Genomic DNA, 17,554 nt, shown 5'->3' on the forward strand with positions numbered 1-17,554 from the left:
TCGGCCCTGCCGGTTTCGAAAGACCTTGCAACGACACGTGCGGTAATCGGCGGCAACGATGTGCAATTGGGCCGCTCCTGATTCGGCAGCAGGCATCAAAAATGCTCGAAGACGAGGTGCCGATCCAGCCGTCGTGCGGAGGAGCCCCTCTCGGCATTCAGCGGAGCGGGGCGTCCAGAAAAAAGGTGCCGGCTGTAGTAGTCCGTGAGCCCGTAGGGGGCTTGGACGTATCAACCGTCACGGCGGCGCGGCCGAGCACGTCGGGGCCATCGTCAGTACGCGGCGATGCCCGTGCCGAAGATCAGGCTTCGACTTGATGCTCGATAAGCGCGCTGTACCAAGACGCCTGCCATGTGGCTGCCCATGTCGCCTTTGCTCGGGGTGCCACCGGTCCGGCCCTGCGGACTGGTGCGCAGCTTCTTTAGCCGATATTCATCGGAAAAAAGGAGTCGGAAAATCATGACCGAGATCTGGCAATCACTCCTCGCCAATCTTGCCCTGGTCTCCGTCCTGGTCGTCGCCTGGGACCTTGTCGCCGATTTCACCGGGCGTCTCTCGCCGCGGATACAGTCGCTGCTTCTCGGCGCGGTCATGTGCGTGGGGGCGGTCATTTCAATGGCGACCGCCTTGTCTGTCTCCGGCTTCGTGGTCGATCTGCGCGCCGCTTTTATCGGCGCCGCGGCGTTCTTCGGCGGATGGCCGGCAATGATCGTTGCCACGACCGGCTCCATTGCCTATCGCCTCTATCTTGGCGGGCAGGGGGCCAATGTCGGCGTCATGGGCATCCTGATCACCGCCGTCGTCGGCCTGGCATGGCACCACATTGTCGCGGCCCGGTCGCGCACGATGCTCGACATATTCGGCTTCGGCGTGTCAGTTGCACTCGCCGGGCTGATCACACTCCTGGTCATACCCCCGCAAGTCATCACAGGCCTGATCCAGCAGAGCACGTTCCCGTCCCTCCTGTTCCGCTTCCTCAGTACCATGGTGATCGGCATCCTGCTCGACCGGCAACAGCGGCGGCGCGATCTCTCCATGTCCAACATGATCTATCGGGCCATGGTTCGTGAACTGCCGGACTGCCTGAACATAAAGGATGTGGACGGCCGCTTCATCGCCGCCAATCCCGCCACCGCTGAAATGCTGGGGGCCGCTTCAGTCGAGGAGCTCATCGGCAAGACCGATTTCGATTTCTATTCGAAGGACGTGGCCGAGCGCTTCAGGCACGACGAGGTGGGCGCACTGAAGGCCGGGCAGACATTGCGCATCGAACAGCCGGCGGTCTTTCCGGATGGCAAACAGGGTTGGCTTTACACGCTCAAGGCGCCGTTTCGCGACGAGGCCGGCAAGATCACCGGTGTCATCACCTACAATCGCGAGATTACCGAGCAGAAGCGAAACGCTCAACTCAAGAACGATTTCATTTCGACGGTCAGTCATGAGCTGCGCACCCCTCTTACATCCATCCGCGGCTCGCTGGGCCTGATCGCGGCGGGCGTGGCGGGTGAATTGCCGCCGAAGGCCGCCAACCTCGTCAATATCGCCCACACCAATAGCGAGAGACTGGTTCTTCTCATCAACGACATCCTCGACATGGAGAAGATCGAGTCAGGTGTGATCGCCTTCAAGATCAAGCAGATGCCTGTGCGCCCGATCATGGAGCAGGCCATTGCCGCTAGTTCCAATTACATGGCCGAGAGCCGGATACGTATCGTCCTGGTCGACGATGCACCGCGCGCCGAAGCCAACATCGATCCGGACCGCCTGCACCAGGTGATGGCCAACCTTCTGTCGAACGCGATCAAGTTCTCGCACGCCGACGGCACCGTGATGGTGAAGCTACAGCGTCGCGATCGCGACATGTTGCGCATCTCGGTGATCGATCAGGGGACGGGTATCCCCGAGGCGTTTCGTAGCCGTATATTCGGCAAGTTCGAACAGGCCGACGCGTCCAGCACCCGCAAGAAAGGCGGCACCGGCCTCGGCCTCAGCATCGTCAAGGCCATCGTGGAGAAGCTGGGCGGCGCCGTTTCCTTCGAAACCGAGGAAGAGAAAGGAACCTCGTTCCACGTCGACCTTGCCGAAGCCCGCAGGCTCCACCCGAGGCCGTATCCGCCACCGCGCCCGCCGCGGGAGCCCGATGGCCGCCTACGGGTTCTGATCTGCGAAGACGAGACCGACATCGCCACGGTGATTGCGGCACTCCTGGACTCGGAAGGCTTTTCCAGCGACGTGGCCCCGGACATCGCCACCGCGAAGGCGCTGCTGCAGTCCCGCGATTATGCGGCACTGACACTCGACATCAAGCTGGCAGAAGAATCGGGTATCAAGCTCTTCCATGACATCAGGGCGTCACCAGTGAATTCCGACATTGCGGTCATCGTCATCTCCGCCGTCGCCGATGAGGCCAGGCGCTCACTGAACGGCACCGCCGTCGGCATTGTCGACTGGTTGGAGAAGCCGGTGGATTCGGGGCGGCTTCACGCCGCTCTTGCCAAGATCGTCGCCAGCAGGAATGAGCAGAGGCCGAAGATCCTCCATGTCGAAGACGACGAGGGGGTGTGCTAGCCGTGATGTCGGCGGGGCTGGGCTCCGACGTCTCGATCATCTCGGCGAAAACGCTGCAGGAGGCACGGCGGGCGGTTGCGAAGCGTCACTTCGACCTGGTCATCCTCGACATAGTGCTTCCAGACGGATCGGGACTGGACCTGCTCGCCGATCTGCCGCTGGAGACCGGAGTCATCGTGTTCTCGGCGGCCGAACCGGACCAGAAACTCGGCGATCGGGTGCAAGCGATGATGACCAAGACCAGGGCGTCGGAGATCGATGTGGCAAAGCTGGTCAGAACCATGTTGGCCTCATCGCGAGATGGCACCAGACCCGCCGCCCGTGCCAAGGAGTGACGATCATGCCGGCAAGAATCCTCTACGTGGATGACGAGGACGATATCCGCGAAATCGCTCAGATGTCGCTGGAGCTCGAGCCGGAATTCGAGGTGCGGTCCTGCTCTTCGGGCGCCGCGGCGCTGACCGATGCCGCCGCATGGCATCCCGACCTCATCTTGCTCGACGTGATGATGCCGGACATGGACGGGCCGGAGACGCTGAAGCGCCTGGCTGCTTCACCGCTGACGGCGTCGATACCCGTGGCCTTTATCACCGCGCGCACCCAGACGCATCAGGTCGAGCGCTATCTCGCCATGGGAGCGATCGGCGTCATCGCCAAACCCTTCGATCCGCTGGCCCTCGCCGGCGAAGTCAGGAAGCTGCTCTCGGAGCATCCCGGGCGCGCGTAGCCGCTGGGTCGAAGGCAGCGGCAAGAAGCCTGTCAGCAAGCTCCGTTTGCCGTTTAGGGCACCTATACCATACCCCAATATTCATCTACTGATTGTATCGAAATACGGCCGTCGCGAATCGGTTTTATTTATGATTGCGCGGCATCGGCCGGCGCGGGAGACCCGCACCGGCCTTGTTTGCATGGACCGCATTGGCGGATGTCGGTTCATGGGTTGATCACTCCGGGGGGCACGAGGCGTGAACCGGAGCAGCACTGGTGAATGGAGCGAAGGCAAGAGTTCTGATCTGCGATGATGACCCCTTGTTGCTTGAACTGATGGAATTCAGGCTGAGGGCGAAGGGATACGAGGTCATCACGGCAGTGGACGGTGCCGAGGCACTGGCGAAGGCGGAACAGGAGGGACCCGACATCATCGTGCTCGACGCGATGATGCCCAAGGCCGACGGCCTGGAGGTGCTGGCTCGCCTCAAGAGCGACCCGGCCCTGTCAGACACGCCGGTGGTGATGCTGACCGCCCGCAAGGCCGAAAGGGACATCGTCTCGGCCCTCGAGAAGGGCGCTGACGACTATCTGGTAAAGCCATTCATCCCCGAGGAACTGCTGGCCCGGCTGGCGCGTTTGATCGCGCGCAAGAATGGGAAACGCTGATGAGGCGCAGCCGGCGCACAGCGCTTGCCGCATGCCTGATCCTGGCCATCGCGGCCACTCCTGGTGCGGTGCTTGCGCAGACGGTCGATGAGCTCTACGCGTCCGCCGTGAAAGCCAGGCAGGCCCGGCATTTCGACGAGGCGGTGGATCTGCTTCGGCGCGCACTCGCGCTCAAACCCGACAACGCCGATGCCCTGGTTCAGCTCGGCTTCGCCGAGCTCGGCCGCAACGATCTGGCGGCGGCGCGCGACGCCTTTTCCAAGGCGCTTTCCCTTGCTCCGACCTATCAAGATGCCAGCTTCGGCCTGGCCGAGATCGAGTTCCGTTCGGGCAATCTGGGTGCCGCGCTGCCGCTCGCCGAATCGGTGGCGCGCGCCCAGCCCGGCAACGCCGACGTCGCCGCGCTTGTAGAGAACATCCGCAAGGCCATAGAGGCCGCCGGCAGTGAAGCGAGGAAGGCGTCGGTGGCGGCCCCGCCGCCGAGGGCGAAACCACCCCTCCGGCGGCACGATCCCGTTGCCGGCCTGATGGAGCAAGGTCGGCGGTTGCGAACAACGGGAAAGCTGCCCGAAGCGGAGAAGGTCTATCGCCGCGCGCTTGGGCTGGCGCCGAAGAACACCGACATCTTGGTCGCCCTTGGCCTTATCGTGGGCTCCAGCCAGCGGTTCGACGAAGCCGGGCATTTCTTCGACCGGGCGCTGGCCATAAAGCCCGGCCTTCTCGACGCGCGGATCGGCAAGATCCGCCTGGCGATTTGGCAGGGCGACGTGCCGGGCGCCCGCGCGCTGGTCGATGACGTGTTGGCCTCGTCGCCGGACGATGTGGAGGCGCTCGACCTCGATGCCAAGATCGCCCTGCTCGAGGCCGACTACACGCGGGCCGGGCAGTCGTTCCAGCGCGTGCTTGCGATCGATCCGCGCAATGCCGAGGCGCTGGTGGGGATCGGCGATGTGCGCCGCGCCCAAGGCGACGACGATGCAGCGCGGCAGGCCTACAGAGAGGCGCTCGCCATCGAGCCCGGCTCTTCCGACATCGAGAAAAGACTGGCCGTGCCACCCCCGCGCAAATGGCGGCTCGACCTCGGCACCGAGGTGAGCGATCTCACCAACGGGCTGGGAGACTGGACCGACAGCTCGGCTGGCCTTGCTTATCGGCTGTCGCCGCGCACGACGATTTCGGGCCGCACCCGCGTGGCAACCCGCTTCGGCCGCACCGACGTTCAGATCGAGGGCCGCATCGACGAGGCCTTCTCGCCTGCCTTCTCCGCCTATGCGCTCGCCGCGGTGACGCCGGACGCCGATTTCCTGGCGCGCTATTCGATCGGCGCCGGCGCGTCCTTGCAGGTTATGGCGGCGGCGAAGGCGTTCGGCCCCTTGTCGCTCAACATCGACACCCGCTACGACAATTTCACCAACACAAACGTCACCAGTGTCTCGCCCTGGGTGCAGGCCTATATCTTCGACGGCCGGCTGGGGCTTTCCGCCCGCTGGGTGCATGCGGCCGACGATATCGGCACGCGCGCGGACGGCTATGTGCTTAGGGCCGACCTTGCGATGACGCAGCGCTTCAACCTCTTCGGCGGCTATGCGGACGCCCCCGAAATCTCCGACGGCACGCTGGTGCCGACGCGCACCGTCTTCGGCGGCATCTCCTGGGACGTCAACGATCCGCTGACGCTCCGCGCCAGTATCGCACATGAGCAACGCCCGACATTCGACCGAAGCACATTCGGGCTCGGCCTGACCGCGCGGTTCTGATCATGTGGTACATCTGGGATCTTTCCATTTTGCTCAGCGCCCTTTCCCTGGTGATCATGCTGTTCCTGATCGCGCGGCGGGTGCTGCAGGAACGCCGAGGCAGGGCACAGATCGATCAGCGGCGCCAGCTTCACACGGCACTGATCGCCTTCACGGAAAACCGGGACCGCGAGGCCTTGAAGGTGGTGTTGCTCGCGGTGCCGGCGGGCGTGGCGATCAATGCCGGCTTCGAGTTCATTTCGCTGCTTCGCGGCGAGGAGTATGACGACGTCCTTGCCGCCTTCGACGAATGCGGCCTGCCGGCGCTTGTCGGCAAGCAGCTGGAAAACGGCAACAGCGCCGAGCGCATGCACGCGGCCGAGATGCTTGCGGCGCTGCGTTCGGAAAACGCGGTGGCGAGCCTGCTTTCGGCGCTCGACCGTGACCGTTCGCGCGAGGTGAGGATCGCCGCCGCCATCGCGCTTTGCGATCTCGGCAGCCTGCCGCCGCTCGATATCGCGCTGGGCAAGGTCGGCGTGGCGGGACAGCGCTCGCGGCGCCTGATCGAGCTGTTCAGGCGCTTTCCGCCGGCGCGCTTCGAGGAGCTCAGGGATCATGCCGCGCGCACCGACGCGATACCCTTCATCCGGGCCGCCGCGATCGACGCGCTGGCTCATGCCGCCGGGTTCCATTTCGCCGATTTCTTCGCCCGCGCCACCGGCGATCAATCGCCCGAGGTCGCCGCCGCGGCGCTACGCGCGCTGGGCCTCACCGGGCACGCCGAGGCGCCTGCCATCCTGGCGAGCGCGATGGCCAACGGCGACTGGGACGTGCGCGCCGCCGCCGCTGATGCCGCCGGGCGCCTCGGGCTCGCCGGGCTCGCCGCGCCGCTCTCTGCGCTGATGGACGATGAGGCATGGACAGTGCGCTATGCCGCCGCCAACGCGCTGCGCTCGTTTGGCCAGCCGGGAGAACGGCTGCTGCGTGACATCGCTGCGAGCGAGGTCTCGCGCAGCCAGCGCACCGCCTCGCTCATCCTTGCCGAGGGGCCGGCCGCATGATGTCCGACTGGAGCCACGAGATCGTTCTGGCCGCCTCCATTCTGTCCTGGTTCATCATCGGGGCAGGGCTGGCGCAGACCACGATCTATCTGTTGCAGCTCATTATTGCGGCCTACGCGCTTTCCAGGCGCCCGCCGGTCGCGCGCTCGGCGCTGCTGTGGCACCGCTATGGCGACGTCGCGCCGCCGATCGCGCTCCTCGTACCCGCCTATAATGAGGAAGTGAACGTGGTCGAGAGCGTCCATTCGATGCTGGCGCTCGAGTATCCGAATTTCGAGGTGATCGTCATCAACGACGGTTCCAAGGATCAAACGCTGCAGCGCCTGATCGAGGCCTTCAAGCTGGTGAAATTCCGCCGGCCTTATGAGGAGGCGCTGGCGCACGAGCCGATCCGCGGCCTCTATTCCTCGCCGATGACCGAGCGGCTGTTCGTGGTCGACAAGGAAAACGGCGGCAAGGCCGATGCCCAGAATGCCGGCATCAATGTCTGCCGCGCGCCGCTTTTCTGCGTGATCGACGGCGATTCCATCCTCGAGCCCGATGCGCTGATGCGCGCCGCCCAGCCCTTCATCGACGACCCCGAGCGCACCATCGCCGTCGGCGGCACGATCCGCATCGCCAACGGATCGAGGATCGAAGCCGGCAGGGTGCGCGAGATCCACCTGTCCAACCGCTTGCTGCCGTTGCTCCAGGTCGTCGAATATCTAAGGGCCTTTCTCATGGCCCGGCTGGCCTGGAGCCGCATCAACACGCTGATGCTGGTGTCCGGCGCCTTCGGCATGTTCCGCCGCACGGAGGTGGTGGCGGTGGGGGGCTTCACCAAGGGCTCGATGGGCGAGGACCTCGATCTCGTCATCAAGCTGCACCGCCACATGAGAGATGCCGGGCGCAAATACCGCATCCAGTTCATTCCGGAGCCGGTGTGCTGGACCGAGGCGCCGGAGACGCTGAGCGTGCTTGCCAGGCAGCGAACGCGCTGGCAGCGCGGCGCGCTCGAATGCTTCTTCCGTTACCGCTCCATGCTGTTCAATCCGCGCTATGGCCGCGTCGGCTTCCTGGGCTTCGGCCACATATTGGTTGTCGACGTGCTAGGGCCGGTTGCGGAGGTGCTGGGCTACATCCTGATCCCGGCATTCTGGCTAATCGGCATCCTGTCGACCGAGTATCTGCTGGCTTTCACCTCGCTCATCTTCACCTACGGCGTCTGCGTCAGCGTGTGTTCCCTGGTTCTCGAAGAGGCTGAGTTGCAGCGTTTTCCGCGCGCCAGGGACCTCGCCGTGCTCACGGCCGTCGCCGTGATCGAGAATTTCGGCTACCGCCAGCTCAACAATTTCTGGCGCGTGAAGGGCTGGTGGCAATATTTGCGCGGCAACCAGGGGTGGGGCGAGATGACTAGATCCGGCCTGACCGGCGCCAAGAAATGAGGCCGGCCGGCCGCGTCATTCCAGAGTGCGCTCGATCTCCGCGATAAGCGTGTCGAGCGCGGCCCGGGCGGCGTGCGGCTGCTCGATCAGCAGCGTCTCCAGCTCCGACGCTCGTGCGCTGATACCCGGAAAGCCGAACGTTCCGGCAGCACCCGCCAGCGAGTGCGCTATCCTGACCAGCGGATCGCCCGCTCCCTGGGGCAAAGGGCCGCCCTCACATGCGATGGCCTTCAGCTGCCCGAGCTGATCGGCGCACCGGATAAGGAAGCGTTGCCGCAAGGGGGCGAAAGGATCGTTTGAGATGGGTGGTGCTCCAATGGGATGTCGAAACTATTCAAGCAGAAAGCGGGGTAGGTTTGAACTGGCTGCTTGTCGCGCACGACCTCTGCCCGAGGACTGCCCGAGGCCGCGGTTGCGCCAGAAGCGTCGTCGATGCTCAGAAATCGGCCTCCTCGAAGTATTTGGCCTTCAACCATGTGTTCGACGGTCCGCTCGTGTAGCTGCTGTCGGCGCGCTTCGAGATGATGCTCTTGAGCCCCACCTTCTCGATGGCGCGAAAGATCGCTGGCGCACTGCTCTCGAAATGCTCGCTGTACTGGATCTTGCCGAGGCCGTGCTCAACCAGTTGCCGTAGCGCCTGCTTGCGCTGCAGGAGGGGCAAGGAGACTAGATTGCGACCGTCGAGATGGAGGATGTCGAACGCGACGAACGCGAGCCGGCTCGGTTCGTTCCAGATCGCGGCTTCCAGCGAAGGGCAATCGTGGGCGCCCTCCTCGTCTGGCACAATGACATCGCCGTCGATAATGGCGGCCCGGCATGGCAGCTCGACAGCCAGCGCGATGGGCCAATATTTGGTGGTCCAGTCACGGCCGTTCTTGCTGTAGAGGCGCACGCCGCCTTTATCGATGATGATCTGCGTTCGGTAGCCGTCAAGATTGACCTCGTGAACCCATCCCTCATCTCCGGGCGGCTCCTCGACGCAAGTCGGGATCTGCGGCGGAATGAACTCCAGCCGGCGGCCGGTCGCCTTGGCACGCTTACTCAATGACGCCACCTTTGATCGCGCAACGGCGGCCAATCGGCACAGGCAGCCCGACATCCCCCCAACATGGACGCCTGCCGCCTGTGCCGAGCCCCCGCCGAGCCATTGCCAGCATCTGCGCACCAGGCCGAATTGTCGTTACCTTCGCATCCAAATACTTGTCATGGAGTACATATCTCACTCGGTGCGGCACTCTTGTAGTACGCAGTCCGTAGGCTGATTTCGGGCGACCTTAGTCCATCAAAAGCACCAGGGCGGGATGCAGCTTCTTCAGATTCGGCAAGGATTTCGATTGCCAGGGTATGTCGGGCGTTCCACGCACGACGAACCGAACATCGGGATGCTTGCGCACCTCGATGGTAAATTTCGCCAGCAGGTTGATGCCAGAAGAGTTGAGAAAGTGAAGGTCTTTTAAGTTGAGCGTCATGGAAGAGGGATTTGAGGCAAGAACACTGGTCGCCAGGGCCATGATAGGCGCGCCGGCTTCGGAACTGGCAAGCCGCATGACACCGTCGAAAAAAATATCGCTTCCTTCAAGCCACACGCGGTAGTCGTCTGTTTTGATTTCCATAGACTGGCTTCGCCTCAGCTAGTTGTGAGTTTGCGAGATCGGAATGGAGGCATATGTCTCCAGGCAAATCCGATCGCTTTCGTCGGCGGTGCTGAATATCCAAGCCATGCGTGCGCCATAGTCGCTCATCAACGTCAGCAATCCGAGTCCGGAGCCTGCCATGTCGGGGTTCGCGGCATTCGCTTCGATTCGCTGTATCAGCAGGTCCTTGGGGTCGCCAACCGTGATGTTCGCCAGGAGACTTTGGAACTCGGACACGTCATCACCATCGACGTCATTCAACACCTTGAGCTTGAAGTGCTCCGAATCCATCGATGCCTCGATCACGATCTCACCTTGTGCGCGAAACTTGACGGCATTTTCGATGAGCTCGTTGACCAGATATCCGATGCTATGGTGCACTTCCCTGTAGTCATTGCGGGACGCCTGAAAGCGCAACGCAAAAAGATCGGCGAAGAAGTCCGAGGTCGTGGCACAATGACGCCAACTCAAGTCGAGTGGTCCGTCGAACAGCCGCACACGACTGACACCTTCCATCGTCCCGATAGCAAGCTCAGATGTGCCGAACAGCGTGGTCATTTCTATGTGTGCCTTATGATCACGAGGGTGATGTCGTCATGGATCTTCTGGATTCCGATATGGGCCATCAGATCCTCGACGATTCCGGTTTTGATTTCCTCTGCGCTCCCGCCTTGACGTTTTCGTGCGCTCTGGCAAAGGCGCTCGAACCCGAACAGCCTTCTGTCCTGGTCTTCCGCCTCGGTCACACCGTCGGTGTGCAGCACGATCACGTCGCCGGTCCCGAACTTGATGTCATACGTGTCAATGAACGGCGAGATGTCACTCTCCAGACCAACCGGCAGACCCAGATCAAGCGTGTCGATACGTTCGACTTCCCCGCCCGCACGGACGACAAGGACGTCCTCATGTTGGCCGGATAGCGTTACCCGTCCATCCTCAAAGTCAAGGAAGGCCAGCGAGAGATGCTTGTCGGTGTTCGTCCGCTCAATGTTCTTGTAGATCGCTCTGTTCAACCGATCCAGAAACTGGTGCGGATCCGCTTCGTTGGTCTCCTGCAGCGCGCGTGCGACGGATTGGACCATCAGCATCAGCACGCCGCTTTCGAGACCATGACCGGTCACGTCGCCAATGCCGACCTTGACCCGTGAACCGTTCTGCAGAACGTCGTAGTAGTCGCCGCCGACCTCGTCTGCCGGCCGCATATACGCTGCGATCTCCAGCCCCGGAATCGCTTCGAGTTCGATTGGTTTCGGCAGGACCATCATCTGGATGTGTCTGGCAACCGCGAGTTCGGCACCGAGGCGGACGTTCTCGTCCCGCAACTTTTCGTTGAGTGCGGAAATCTCCTGATTGGCGTCCCCCAACTCCTTGGTTCGTTCGTCGACGAGTTGCTCGAGGTTTTCAGTGTGAAAGCTGATCTCCTCAGCCATCCGGTTGAAGGCAATCCCTGCCGCTCCAACCTCGTCGCGCGTTGGAATGCTCACGCGCACTGAATAATCTTTGGACTGGAGCTTCTGGGCGGCACTGGCAAGCGCCCTCAGGCCCGCTGTGATCCGCTTCGAAATTCCGAGCACGGCCGCAAAGACAATCAGAAGCGAAACGATGATCGCACCGACCTGAAACAGCAGGATGCGATTGGTTGCGCGCGAAATACTCTCCTGCGCGGCGAACAGGGACGCATAGATCTCCCGTTCGGGAACGACGATCCCGACCGACATCGTTTCGGACTTAATCGGTCCCGAACTCCACAGATTGGTCGGCTTCAATCTCTTGAGGACAACGATGTAGGGAACGTGTTCGCCCTTGTTGTCGAGCATGATGTGCTGGATGACACCGTCATTGTTCTGGTCGAGAGGCAGCGACGCGATAGCCGGCTGCGTACTTCCCCGCAGAGACCTTTCCAAGCCGGTGACGCCCTGCGTGCCGGCATCGCTCGATGAAGTCAGGCCGATGATCGCCTGGCCAGACGGATTGATCGCCACCACATTGCCAGTCGACATCGTGAGAAAGCCGAATCCGGTTCGAGCGATCTTCACCCTTTCGACGACTTCCGCCAGCTGATCGAGCGTAATGTCTGCTCCCGCCGTGCCGGCGATACCGGTGCGATCAAGCGTCCACAGCGGATGGAAAAAGCTGACGATCAGCTTTCCCGTGATCGCATCCGTGTAAGGCGCTGTCTGGGTAATGTCGTCAGGAACCGGACGGGAGGCAGGATCCTTGGCCCATTGCTGCCATGAACCATAGATACCCGGAAAGAAGAATTCCCAGAACTCCGCCTTGTTGTGGCCCGGATAGAGCTTGTCGAAGGTCTGCGCCTGGTCCGTATACGGAACCGTCCTGAAGATCGGCCGTTCTTTTGGACCAATATAGTACATCTGCAATTTGGACGACCCGCTGGCCATGAGGGTCGGCGCGACGAGATCGATCACGGTACTGTCTTCTATCTCCTTCTGAACGCCCGGTAGCGGGGTATGGTCGGCACCCAGCAGGTAGCCCCAGACGCTCACCACGGAAGGCGCGCCCGGCAGATTCTGCGCCCAATTGCCCTGCGCGTCGTAGACGATCTTCACGGAGCCGGGCGCCTGATGCGAAAGCGTCGCTCCGACCTGTTGCTGCCTACTCGGATCGTCGATCTGGGCCTGCAGCACGCCGGCCAGCGCCTTGACGTCGCCATGAACCCGATCGAGCAACAGGTCGACGCTCAACGCCGTCGATTGCGCATAGGAACGAATGTATTCCTGGTTTGCGGTCGTCAGGCCCTCACCGACTTCGGATGTGGCATCGCGCGACAGCTTTTGAACGTTCCAAAGCGCCAGACCGCCGCTCAGCAGGAGGTCGAACAGGACGGCGCCGCCAACGACCAATACGAATTTCGCTCGAAAGGAGCGCAGGCCGAAGCGCGGTGTGGGCTCATTGTCGGCTTTCATTGTGGCCGTTGCCCCGATGCGACCCAGATCGGCCAACCCGCGTAACCCTTGGGGTGGAGTGCAGCGAAAATGTGGTCCTGGAAGCCCTGCCGGAACCGTGCGATGAACTCCGGTCCGTCGCCGCGTCGGGTCGCCATCTCGCCCGCATAGACATCCGCCCAGGCCACAATGACATCGGCGAAGTCCTGTGGATCGCCGTCAAGGTTAGTGACCATGAAGGACTCTACACGTATATCTTCGAACCCGGCTTCGACCAGGTATCGCCGACTCTTGGGCCCGAGCTCGACGTCCATCTCGAAATGCCTGAACAGCTTCGCCACCTCGTTGTAGGTCCAACGAATGCTTTCGGCGCGAGGCTCGCCGAGGCAATGCGAATTCTTCTCGTTGGTAATGTAGACCCGCCCGCCCGGCTTGCATATGCGGTAGAGCTCTTTGAGGATGAGTTCAGGCCGATTGAAGATTTGAAGGGAATGCCGGCAGGTGACCAGGTCGAACTGCGCCTCTTCGAGCAGCATCTCCGATGCATCGCCATAGGTATACTCGATGCCCCGGATATCGAACTCCTTCATCACGCGTCGAGCATAGCTGAGGCTTGACATGGAGTGGTCGAGGGCGACGATCCGCGACGGCTGGAACTCCTTCTGCACGAGCACGGCGAAATCTCCGATCCCACAACAGATGTCGGCCATGACGATCCCGGGCCTCATGCCGTGTCGCGGCAAGATTGCGCGCTCGTGGCGCCAGGTCATCTTTGTTTGCGTGCGCAGGATCGGAACGAACGCGCCTTCCTCGAGGAAGCCCTGCCCCGGATAGAATTGACTGTCATACTCCTCGACCGTGATGTTCGGTTCGATTCCGCTCAAGCGACGGAATTTTCGCGAACTCCATCCGACGACGCTTGACGTGATGACGACGAATTTGAGATCAGGGCGAGCGCGGCAGGCATCGATGATGATCCTCGAAAAGGCGTGAAACGCAGCGCTGTTCATCTGCGTCAGGCGTCTGACATTGACATAGAGAACGCCGCGCACACGACCGATCGCATCGCGAAGCAATGCTATGCTGGGGCCAAGCTCATCGATCGCCTGAGGCCGGACCACCCCCGATATGGAGAACTCCTGGTTGTTCGCGTCGTATTGCGCCTTGAAGCGCGGGAGAAGGTCGTACGGGCCCAATTTTACTGGCCCTCAAGCGGAAGATCCACGACAAGCTTGATTGCATCGCCGTCGGCTTCCTCGACCCAGAGTGTCGCGTTGTAGTCGACAGCCAGTTCCAGGAGGACCATCTCCCGGCTGGGCGCAAGATCCCCAGACACCGAGTTAAGGTATCGCTCCTTGGCCTCGAATGCTGCGACTTGCGACAGGGCCTCTTGGTAGAATTGGCGCTCCCCTGGCAGGCAAGGGAATGTCAGCTCGATCCTATCCGTGGCGCCATGGCGAGACACCCTGCACGCCAATTCGCCGTCGGCAAGGCGCGTGCGAAAGGCGACTTCCAGCAGTTCGTTAAAGGCAGAGGAAAAGAGATTTGAATGCCGGACCGAGTCTGATCTATTTTGACTGATCATCCGCGCCATGTATGTCGAGACATAGTCGCAGTGTCTCCAAGCGGAGACGAAAGCCTTGATTTCCATGTCGACCTGGATCATGGGCTCAAACGTCGGCTCGCCAGCCAGGTCATGTTGAACAGGTCCCATCGGCATATTCCCTTGTTTCGTCGATATGAGCCCTGGTTGAGCCATGACCTCCGAGATGGAAAATTTCACCGCGCCCATCATGAGTCAGTCTCGCACCGACTCGAAGAATTGTGCGGTATCTGCCTCGATCGTTTCTACAAATCTCCATTTCACCGTTAACAAAGAGTGCAAGGCGCTAGACCGCCCGATTTGCCTCCATCGCGCGTACCACTCTCAGCGGGGACCGCCTGATGAAATCGCTGGTCGCCTCGGCTCCGAGCGGCCGACCCAGGAAATTGCCCTGCAGGCAATCGCAGTTCTCCTTGATCAGCCACCGTGCCTGTACCGACGTCTCGACCCCCTCGGCGGTGACGCTTATTCCCAGGCCGTGCGCCAGACTTATGATCGATCGCACGATCGTCTGGCTCTTGAGGTCGGTGTCTAGGTCTGCAATGAAGTATTGGTCTATCTTCAATGTGTCGAATGGAAAGTTCTTGAGGTAACTCAACGACGAATAGTATGTTCCGAAATCGTCGAGCGAAATTCGTATTCCTAAGACATTCAGAGTATTTAACGTGTCGATATTGTCGATCGTCTTCTCAAGAAGAACCGTCTCCGTTATCTCAAGTTCAAGTCTGTCTGCCCGGATTCCAACTGCATCGATGATCTGAGCGACCGTGTCTGTCAGCGTGCCGCTAAGGAACTGAGCCGGCGAGAGGTTGACTGCGACTGTCAGCGAGGAAGGCCAGGTCAATGCCTGGCGACAGGCTTCCTCGAGCACCCATCGTCCAATCTGATCCATCAGGCCGTCGGCTTCGGCGATCGGTATGAACACGCCGGGAGGAATGATTCCGACCTCGGGGTGCCGCCACCGCAACAGCGCTTCGAAACCGATCACCGACGCGGGAGGGCGAATGAGCGGCTGATACTCCAGATAAAGCTCGCCCCGCTCCAGCGCGGTTCGAAGGCTGCGCCTCAGATTCTCGCGTTGCTCGAGTAAGAGCAGCATCGAGCGGTTGAATGTTCGAGCGCAACCGCGTCCATCTGTCTTGGCTGCGTAAAGAGCAATGTCAGCGGCTTTCATCAACTGCTCGCCATCGGTCCCGTGTTCCGGCCCGAAAGCAATTCCGATGCTCGAGCCGACGAAGACGGGGATGCCGTTGATGACGAAGGGGATCTTGAAGGCGTCGACCAGCGACCCGGCGAGGCGCTCAGCCTCTGCTGGCTGCTCCCTTCCCAATTGGATGACAGCGAACTCATCGCCGGCATACCGGTACGCGGATTCGCCGTCCTGCAGCGCGTCGCGGATACGGCCCGCAGCCAGCTGAAGAAGCGTATCGCCCGCTCCATGGCCGAGCGTATCGTTGACCGATTTGAAATCGTCAAGGTCGATCTGCAGCAGGGCGGCTTTCGGCTTTGGTTCACCGAGGGTCGCCAGGGCCTGCTGCAACTGCTCGCCGAATCGCCGCCGATTCTGCAGTCCAGTCAGCACGTCATGCGTCGCCAGATGGAGCAGAATTCCATGCTCCTGCTCCTCCGCCGCGCTTCGCCCGCCATGCTTCCTTGATTCGATGATCCCCACACCATTTGCGGTGCCGAAGACGAAAACGGACCGGGGCGCTTCGCCCGATGATGGCGGCAAGTCGATGCTTGCCGGAGAGCCGCCCTGGAACACCCGAAGAAATTCGTCGCGGCACCTCGCATCGAGGAAGCTCGGGTAGATCGCCCAGATGGCGGCGCCCGTCGCCACCACGCCTCCGTATACGCCTTTTAGCTTGGTTGCGTAGTGTGTGAGACAGAAGTCGCGGTCATAGAACGACAAGAGTTCGGTCGTGTTCGCCAAAAGGTCAGCAAGAAGCGCTTCGCCCGGACGCGGAGCATCGCTTGAGGAAGGCCCCTCACTCTCCGAGCCGACGCCTGATGCCTCTGGGTGCAAGAACCACCTCGGTGCGAATCCACGTCCCCCAAATGTAGAAATAGCATAACCGCCAGACTTGGCAAACTTTCCACTTGCAGTCTTAACAAGTGCCGACGCGGCGTAGTTGCAATGTATGCTCCGCTGCGGTTGGCGGCGACAACGATGAACAGTCCAGTTGGTTACTAAGAGTCGGACTCGAAAAGAGGTCAATGATAGCAATATCTTGAGAGACGGCGCGTGATGAGGCGTATGTGGGCGATCATGATCCACGCCTCGGCGGAAGCGACGGATTTCTCGAAGTCCTTCGCCAGCCTTCTGCATCTGCCGAGCCATGCGAAGGTCCGTTCAACGACCCATCTGCGCGGTAGAACCTCGAAGCCCTTTGCCTTGTCGGATCGCTTGATGATTTCCAGTGTCCAGTGCCCGATTTTCCGCAGTCGCCTTTTCAGCTTGTCACCCGCGTAGCCGCCATCGGCAAAGACATGCAGCAGCCAAGGCCATCTTTGGCGGATGGATTTCAAGAGGTCCGGAGCACCGTCCCTGTCCTGAATGTCAGCGGTATGGACCATGAGACCGACCATCAGGCCGAGCGTGTCGACAAGGATGTGACGTTTGCGTCCCTTGATCTTTTTTCCGGCATCATAACCCCGAATGCCGCCGCTTTCGGTGGTTTTCACGCTCTGGCTGTCTATGACGCCTGCCGTCGGGCTGGCCTCTTTGCCTTCCAACTCGCGTGCTTCCATCACGAGATGATGGTTGATCCGGCTCCACAGACCCGTTGCTCTCCATTCGTAGAAATAACGCTGAACGGTTGAACAGGGCGGGAAATCCTTCGGCAGCATACGCCACTGGCAACCCGTCGAGGCGATGTAGAGCAGCGCGTTCAACACCTCTCGCAAATCTGTGGTGCGGGGACGCCCGACACGTCGCGCCGCTGGCAGAAAGGGCTGCACCAGGCTCCATTCACGATCCGTCAGATCGCTTGCATAACGGGTCGCGCGCCGGGCATAGTGCCGACGGGTGATTTCAGTCCAGGCCATCGTGAGCTCCATCGAATCTTTGCAAATCCGACGGAATCACAACCTATTGAAATCACCCACTTCTTTTTGAGGCAGTCTCTAAATCGAAAATTGGCGGGAATTGGCTATATGATTGACGGCGTGGTGGACGGGACACGAAATATTCTGGCCCATGACACGGCGTGGCTCGGCCCTGTGTTGAGCCCGCTCAATCTCGA

General features: G+C 61.3%; 16 protein-coding genes. 7 read left to right on the forward strand and 9 right to left on the reverse strand.

The annotated features are described in order from the left end of the window. Window positions 1-459: 459 nt before the first annotated feature. The 7 genes from ACVILI_RS10135 to ACVILI_RS10165 all read left to right on the forward strand — a co-directional run bounded on the left by ACVILI_RS10135 (window position 460) and on the right by ACVILI_RS10165 (window position 8,166). Window positions 460-2,568 carry a hybrid sensor histidine kinase/response regulator gene (locus ACVILI_RS10135; protein ID WP_457102426.1) on the forward strand — a complete coding sequence of 703 codons (2,109 nt, stop codon included), beginning with the start codon at window positions 460-462 and terminating at the stop codon, window positions 2,566-2,568. A gap of 5 nt (window positions 2,569-2,573) precedes the next feature. Continuing rightward, window positions 2,574-2,903, forward strand: a complete 330-nt coding sequence (locus ACVILI_RS10140; protein WP_457102427.1) for a response regulator — start codon at window positions 2,574-2,576, stop codon at window positions 2,901-2,903. A 5-nt stretch (window positions 2,904-2,908) separates the two neighbouring features. Beyond that, entirely contained in the window at window positions 2,909-3,295 is a 387-nt protein-coding gene (locus ACVILI_RS10145) for a response regulator (RefSeq protein ID WP_080643975.1), read from the forward strand. 257 nt (window positions 3,296-3,552) lie between these two features. Further along, window positions 3,553-3,945, forward strand: a complete 393-nt coding sequence (locus ACVILI_RS10150; protein WP_019860258.1) for a response regulator transcription factor — start codon at window positions 3,553-3,555, stop codon at window positions 3,943-3,945. Beyond that, window positions 3,945-5,702 (forward strand): YaiO family outer membrane beta-barrel protein, encoded by a 1,758-nt coding sequence (locus tag ACVILI_RS10155; RefSeq protein WP_457102428.1) that lies wholly within the window; start codon window positions 3,945-3,947, stop codon window positions 5,700-5,702. Before ACVILI_RS10150 ends, ACVILI_RS10155 begins: the two co-directional genes overlap by 1 nt. Before the next feature lie 2 nt (window positions 5,703-5,704). Continuing rightward, complete coding sequence (locus tag ACVILI_RS10160) at window positions 5,705-6,742, forward strand: HEAT repeat domain-containing protein (RefSeq protein ID WP_019860254.1); 1,038 nt, start codon at window positions 5,705-5,707, stop codon at window positions 6,740-6,742. Beyond that, window positions 6,739-8,166, forward strand: a complete 1,428-nt coding sequence (locus ACVILI_RS10165; RefSeq protein WP_038644713.1) for a glycosyltransferase family 2 protein — start codon at window positions 6,739-6,741, stop codon at window positions 8,164-8,166. The genes ACVILI_RS10160 and ACVILI_RS10165 overlap by 4 nt, the downstream gene beginning before the upstream one ends. Window positions 8,167-8,181: 15 nt before the next feature. On the opposite strand, the gene ACVILI_RS10170 is transcribed toward ACVILI_RS10165, so the two are convergent. From ACVILI_RS10170 to ACVILI_RS10210, 9 genes are all read right to left on the reverse strand, one after another. Next, window positions 8,182-8,445 (reverse strand): Hpt domain-containing protein, encoded by a 264-nt coding sequence (locus ACVILI_RS10170; protein WP_240564816.1) that lies wholly within the window; start codon window positions 8,443-8,445, stop codon window positions 8,182-8,184. Between the two features lie 157 nt (window positions 8,446-8,602). Further along, window positions 8,603-9,265, reverse strand: coding sequence for an ATP-dependent DNA ligase (locus ACVILI_RS10175; protein ID WP_240564815.1), 663 nt, complete (start codon window positions 9,263-9,265; stop codon window positions 8,603-8,605). 175 nt (window positions 9,266-9,440) lie between these two features. After that, window positions 9,441-9,779: a slr1659 superfamily regulator gene (locus tag ACVILI_RS10180; protein ID WP_019860251.1), complete on the reverse strand. Its 339-nt coding sequence runs from the start codon at window positions 9,777-9,779 to the stop codon at window positions 9,441-9,443. 18 nt (window positions 9,780-9,797) lie between these two features. Beyond that, window positions 9,798-10,358, reverse strand: a complete 561-nt coding sequence (locus ACVILI_RS10185; protein WP_019860250.1) for a slr1658 superfamily regulator — start codon at window positions 10,356-10,358, stop codon at window positions 9,798-9,800. Window positions 10,359-10,360: 2 nt separating this feature from the next. Next, complete coding sequence (locus ACVILI_RS10190; protein WP_441939506.1) at window positions 10,361-12,727, reverse strand: SpoIIE family protein phosphatase; 2,367 nt, start codon at window positions 12,725-12,727, stop codon at window positions 10,361-10,363. Continuing rightward, window positions 12,724-13,902, reverse strand: coding sequence for a class I SAM-dependent methyltransferase (locus ACVILI_RS10195; RefSeq protein ID WP_038644719.1), 1,179 nt, complete (start codon window positions 13,900-13,902; stop codon window positions 12,724-12,726). The genes ACVILI_RS10190 and ACVILI_RS10195 overlap by 4 nt, the downstream gene beginning before the upstream one ends. Window positions 13,903-13,904: 2 nt before the next feature. Then, window positions 13,905-14,420: a hypothetical protein gene (locus ACVILI_RS10200; protein ID WP_027047220.1), complete on the reverse strand. Its 516-nt coding sequence runs from the start codon at window positions 14,418-14,420 to the stop codon at window positions 13,905-13,907. Between the two features lie 175 nt (window positions 14,421-14,595). Then, window positions 14,596-16,335, reverse strand: coding sequence for a putative bifunctional diguanylate cyclase/phosphodiesterase (locus ACVILI_RS10205; protein ID WP_020628984.1), 1,740 nt, complete (start codon window positions 16,333-16,335; stop codon window positions 14,596-14,598). 188 nt (window positions 16,336-16,523) lie between these two features. After that, a complete protein-coding gene (locus tag ACVILI_RS10210) occupies window positions 16,524-17,357 on the reverse strand; it encodes an IS5 family transposase (RefSeq protein WP_457102429.1) in 834 nt (277 codons plus the stop codon). Window positions 17,358-17,554: the final 197 nt, after the last annotated feature.

This window comes from Mesorhizobium sp. USDA 4775 (genome assembly GCF_054062655.1).

What these genes read in the sequence shown, in the direction of transcription:
- ACVILI_RS10185 (WP_019860250.1), bottom strand. Translation starts at nt 10,358, where the DNA reads ATGACCACGCTGTTCGGCACATCTGAGCTTGCTATCGGGACGATGGAA.
- ACVILI_RS10160 (WP_019860254.1), top strand. Translation starts at nt 5,705, where the DNA reads ATGTGGTACATCTGGGATCTTTCCATTTTGCTCAGCGCCCTTTCCCTG.
- ACVILI_RS10180 (WP_019860251.1), bottom strand. Translation starts at nt 9,779, where the DNA reads ATGGAAATCAAAACAGACGACTACCGCGTGTGGCTTGAAGGAAGCGAT.
- ACVILI_RS10200 (WP_027047220.1), bottom strand. Translation starts at nt 14,420, where the DNA reads ATGGGACCTGTTCAACATGACCTGGCTGGCGAGCCGACGTTTGAGCCC.
- ACVILI_RS10135 (WP_457102426.1), top strand. Translation starts at nt 460, where the DNA reads ATGACCGAGATCTGGCAATCACTCCTCGCCAATCTTGCCCTGGTCTCC.
- ACVILI_RS10140 (WP_457102427.1), top strand. Translation starts at nt 2,574, where the DNA reads ATGTCGGCGGGGCTGGGCTCCGACGTCTCGATCATCTCGGCGAAAACG.
- ACVILI_RS10210 (WP_457102429.1), bottom strand. Translation starts at nt 17,357, where the DNA reads ATGGCCTGGACTGAAATCACCCGTCGGCACTATGCCCGGCGCGCGACC.
- ACVILI_RS10175 (WP_240564815.1), bottom strand. Translation starts at nt 9,265, where the DNA reads ATGTCGGGCTGCCTGTGCCGATTGGCCGCCGTTGCGCGATCAAAGGTG.
- ACVILI_RS10165 (WP_038644713.1), top strand. Translation starts at nt 6,739, where the DNA reads ATGATGTCCGACTGGAGCCACGAGATCGTTCTGGCCGCCTCCATTCTG.
- ACVILI_RS10155 (WP_457102428.1), top strand. Translation starts at nt 3,945, where the DNA reads ATGAGGCGCAGCCGGCGCACAGCGCTTGCCGCATGCCTGATCCTGGCC.
- ACVILI_RS10190 (WP_441939506.1), bottom strand. Translation starts at nt 12,727, where the DNA reads ATGAAAGCCGACAATGAGCCCACACCGCGCTTCGGCCTGCGCTCCTTT.
- ACVILI_RS10145 (WP_080643975.1), top strand. Translation starts at nt 2,909, where the DNA reads ATGCCGGCAAGAATCCTCTACGTGGATGACGAGGACGATATCCGCGAA.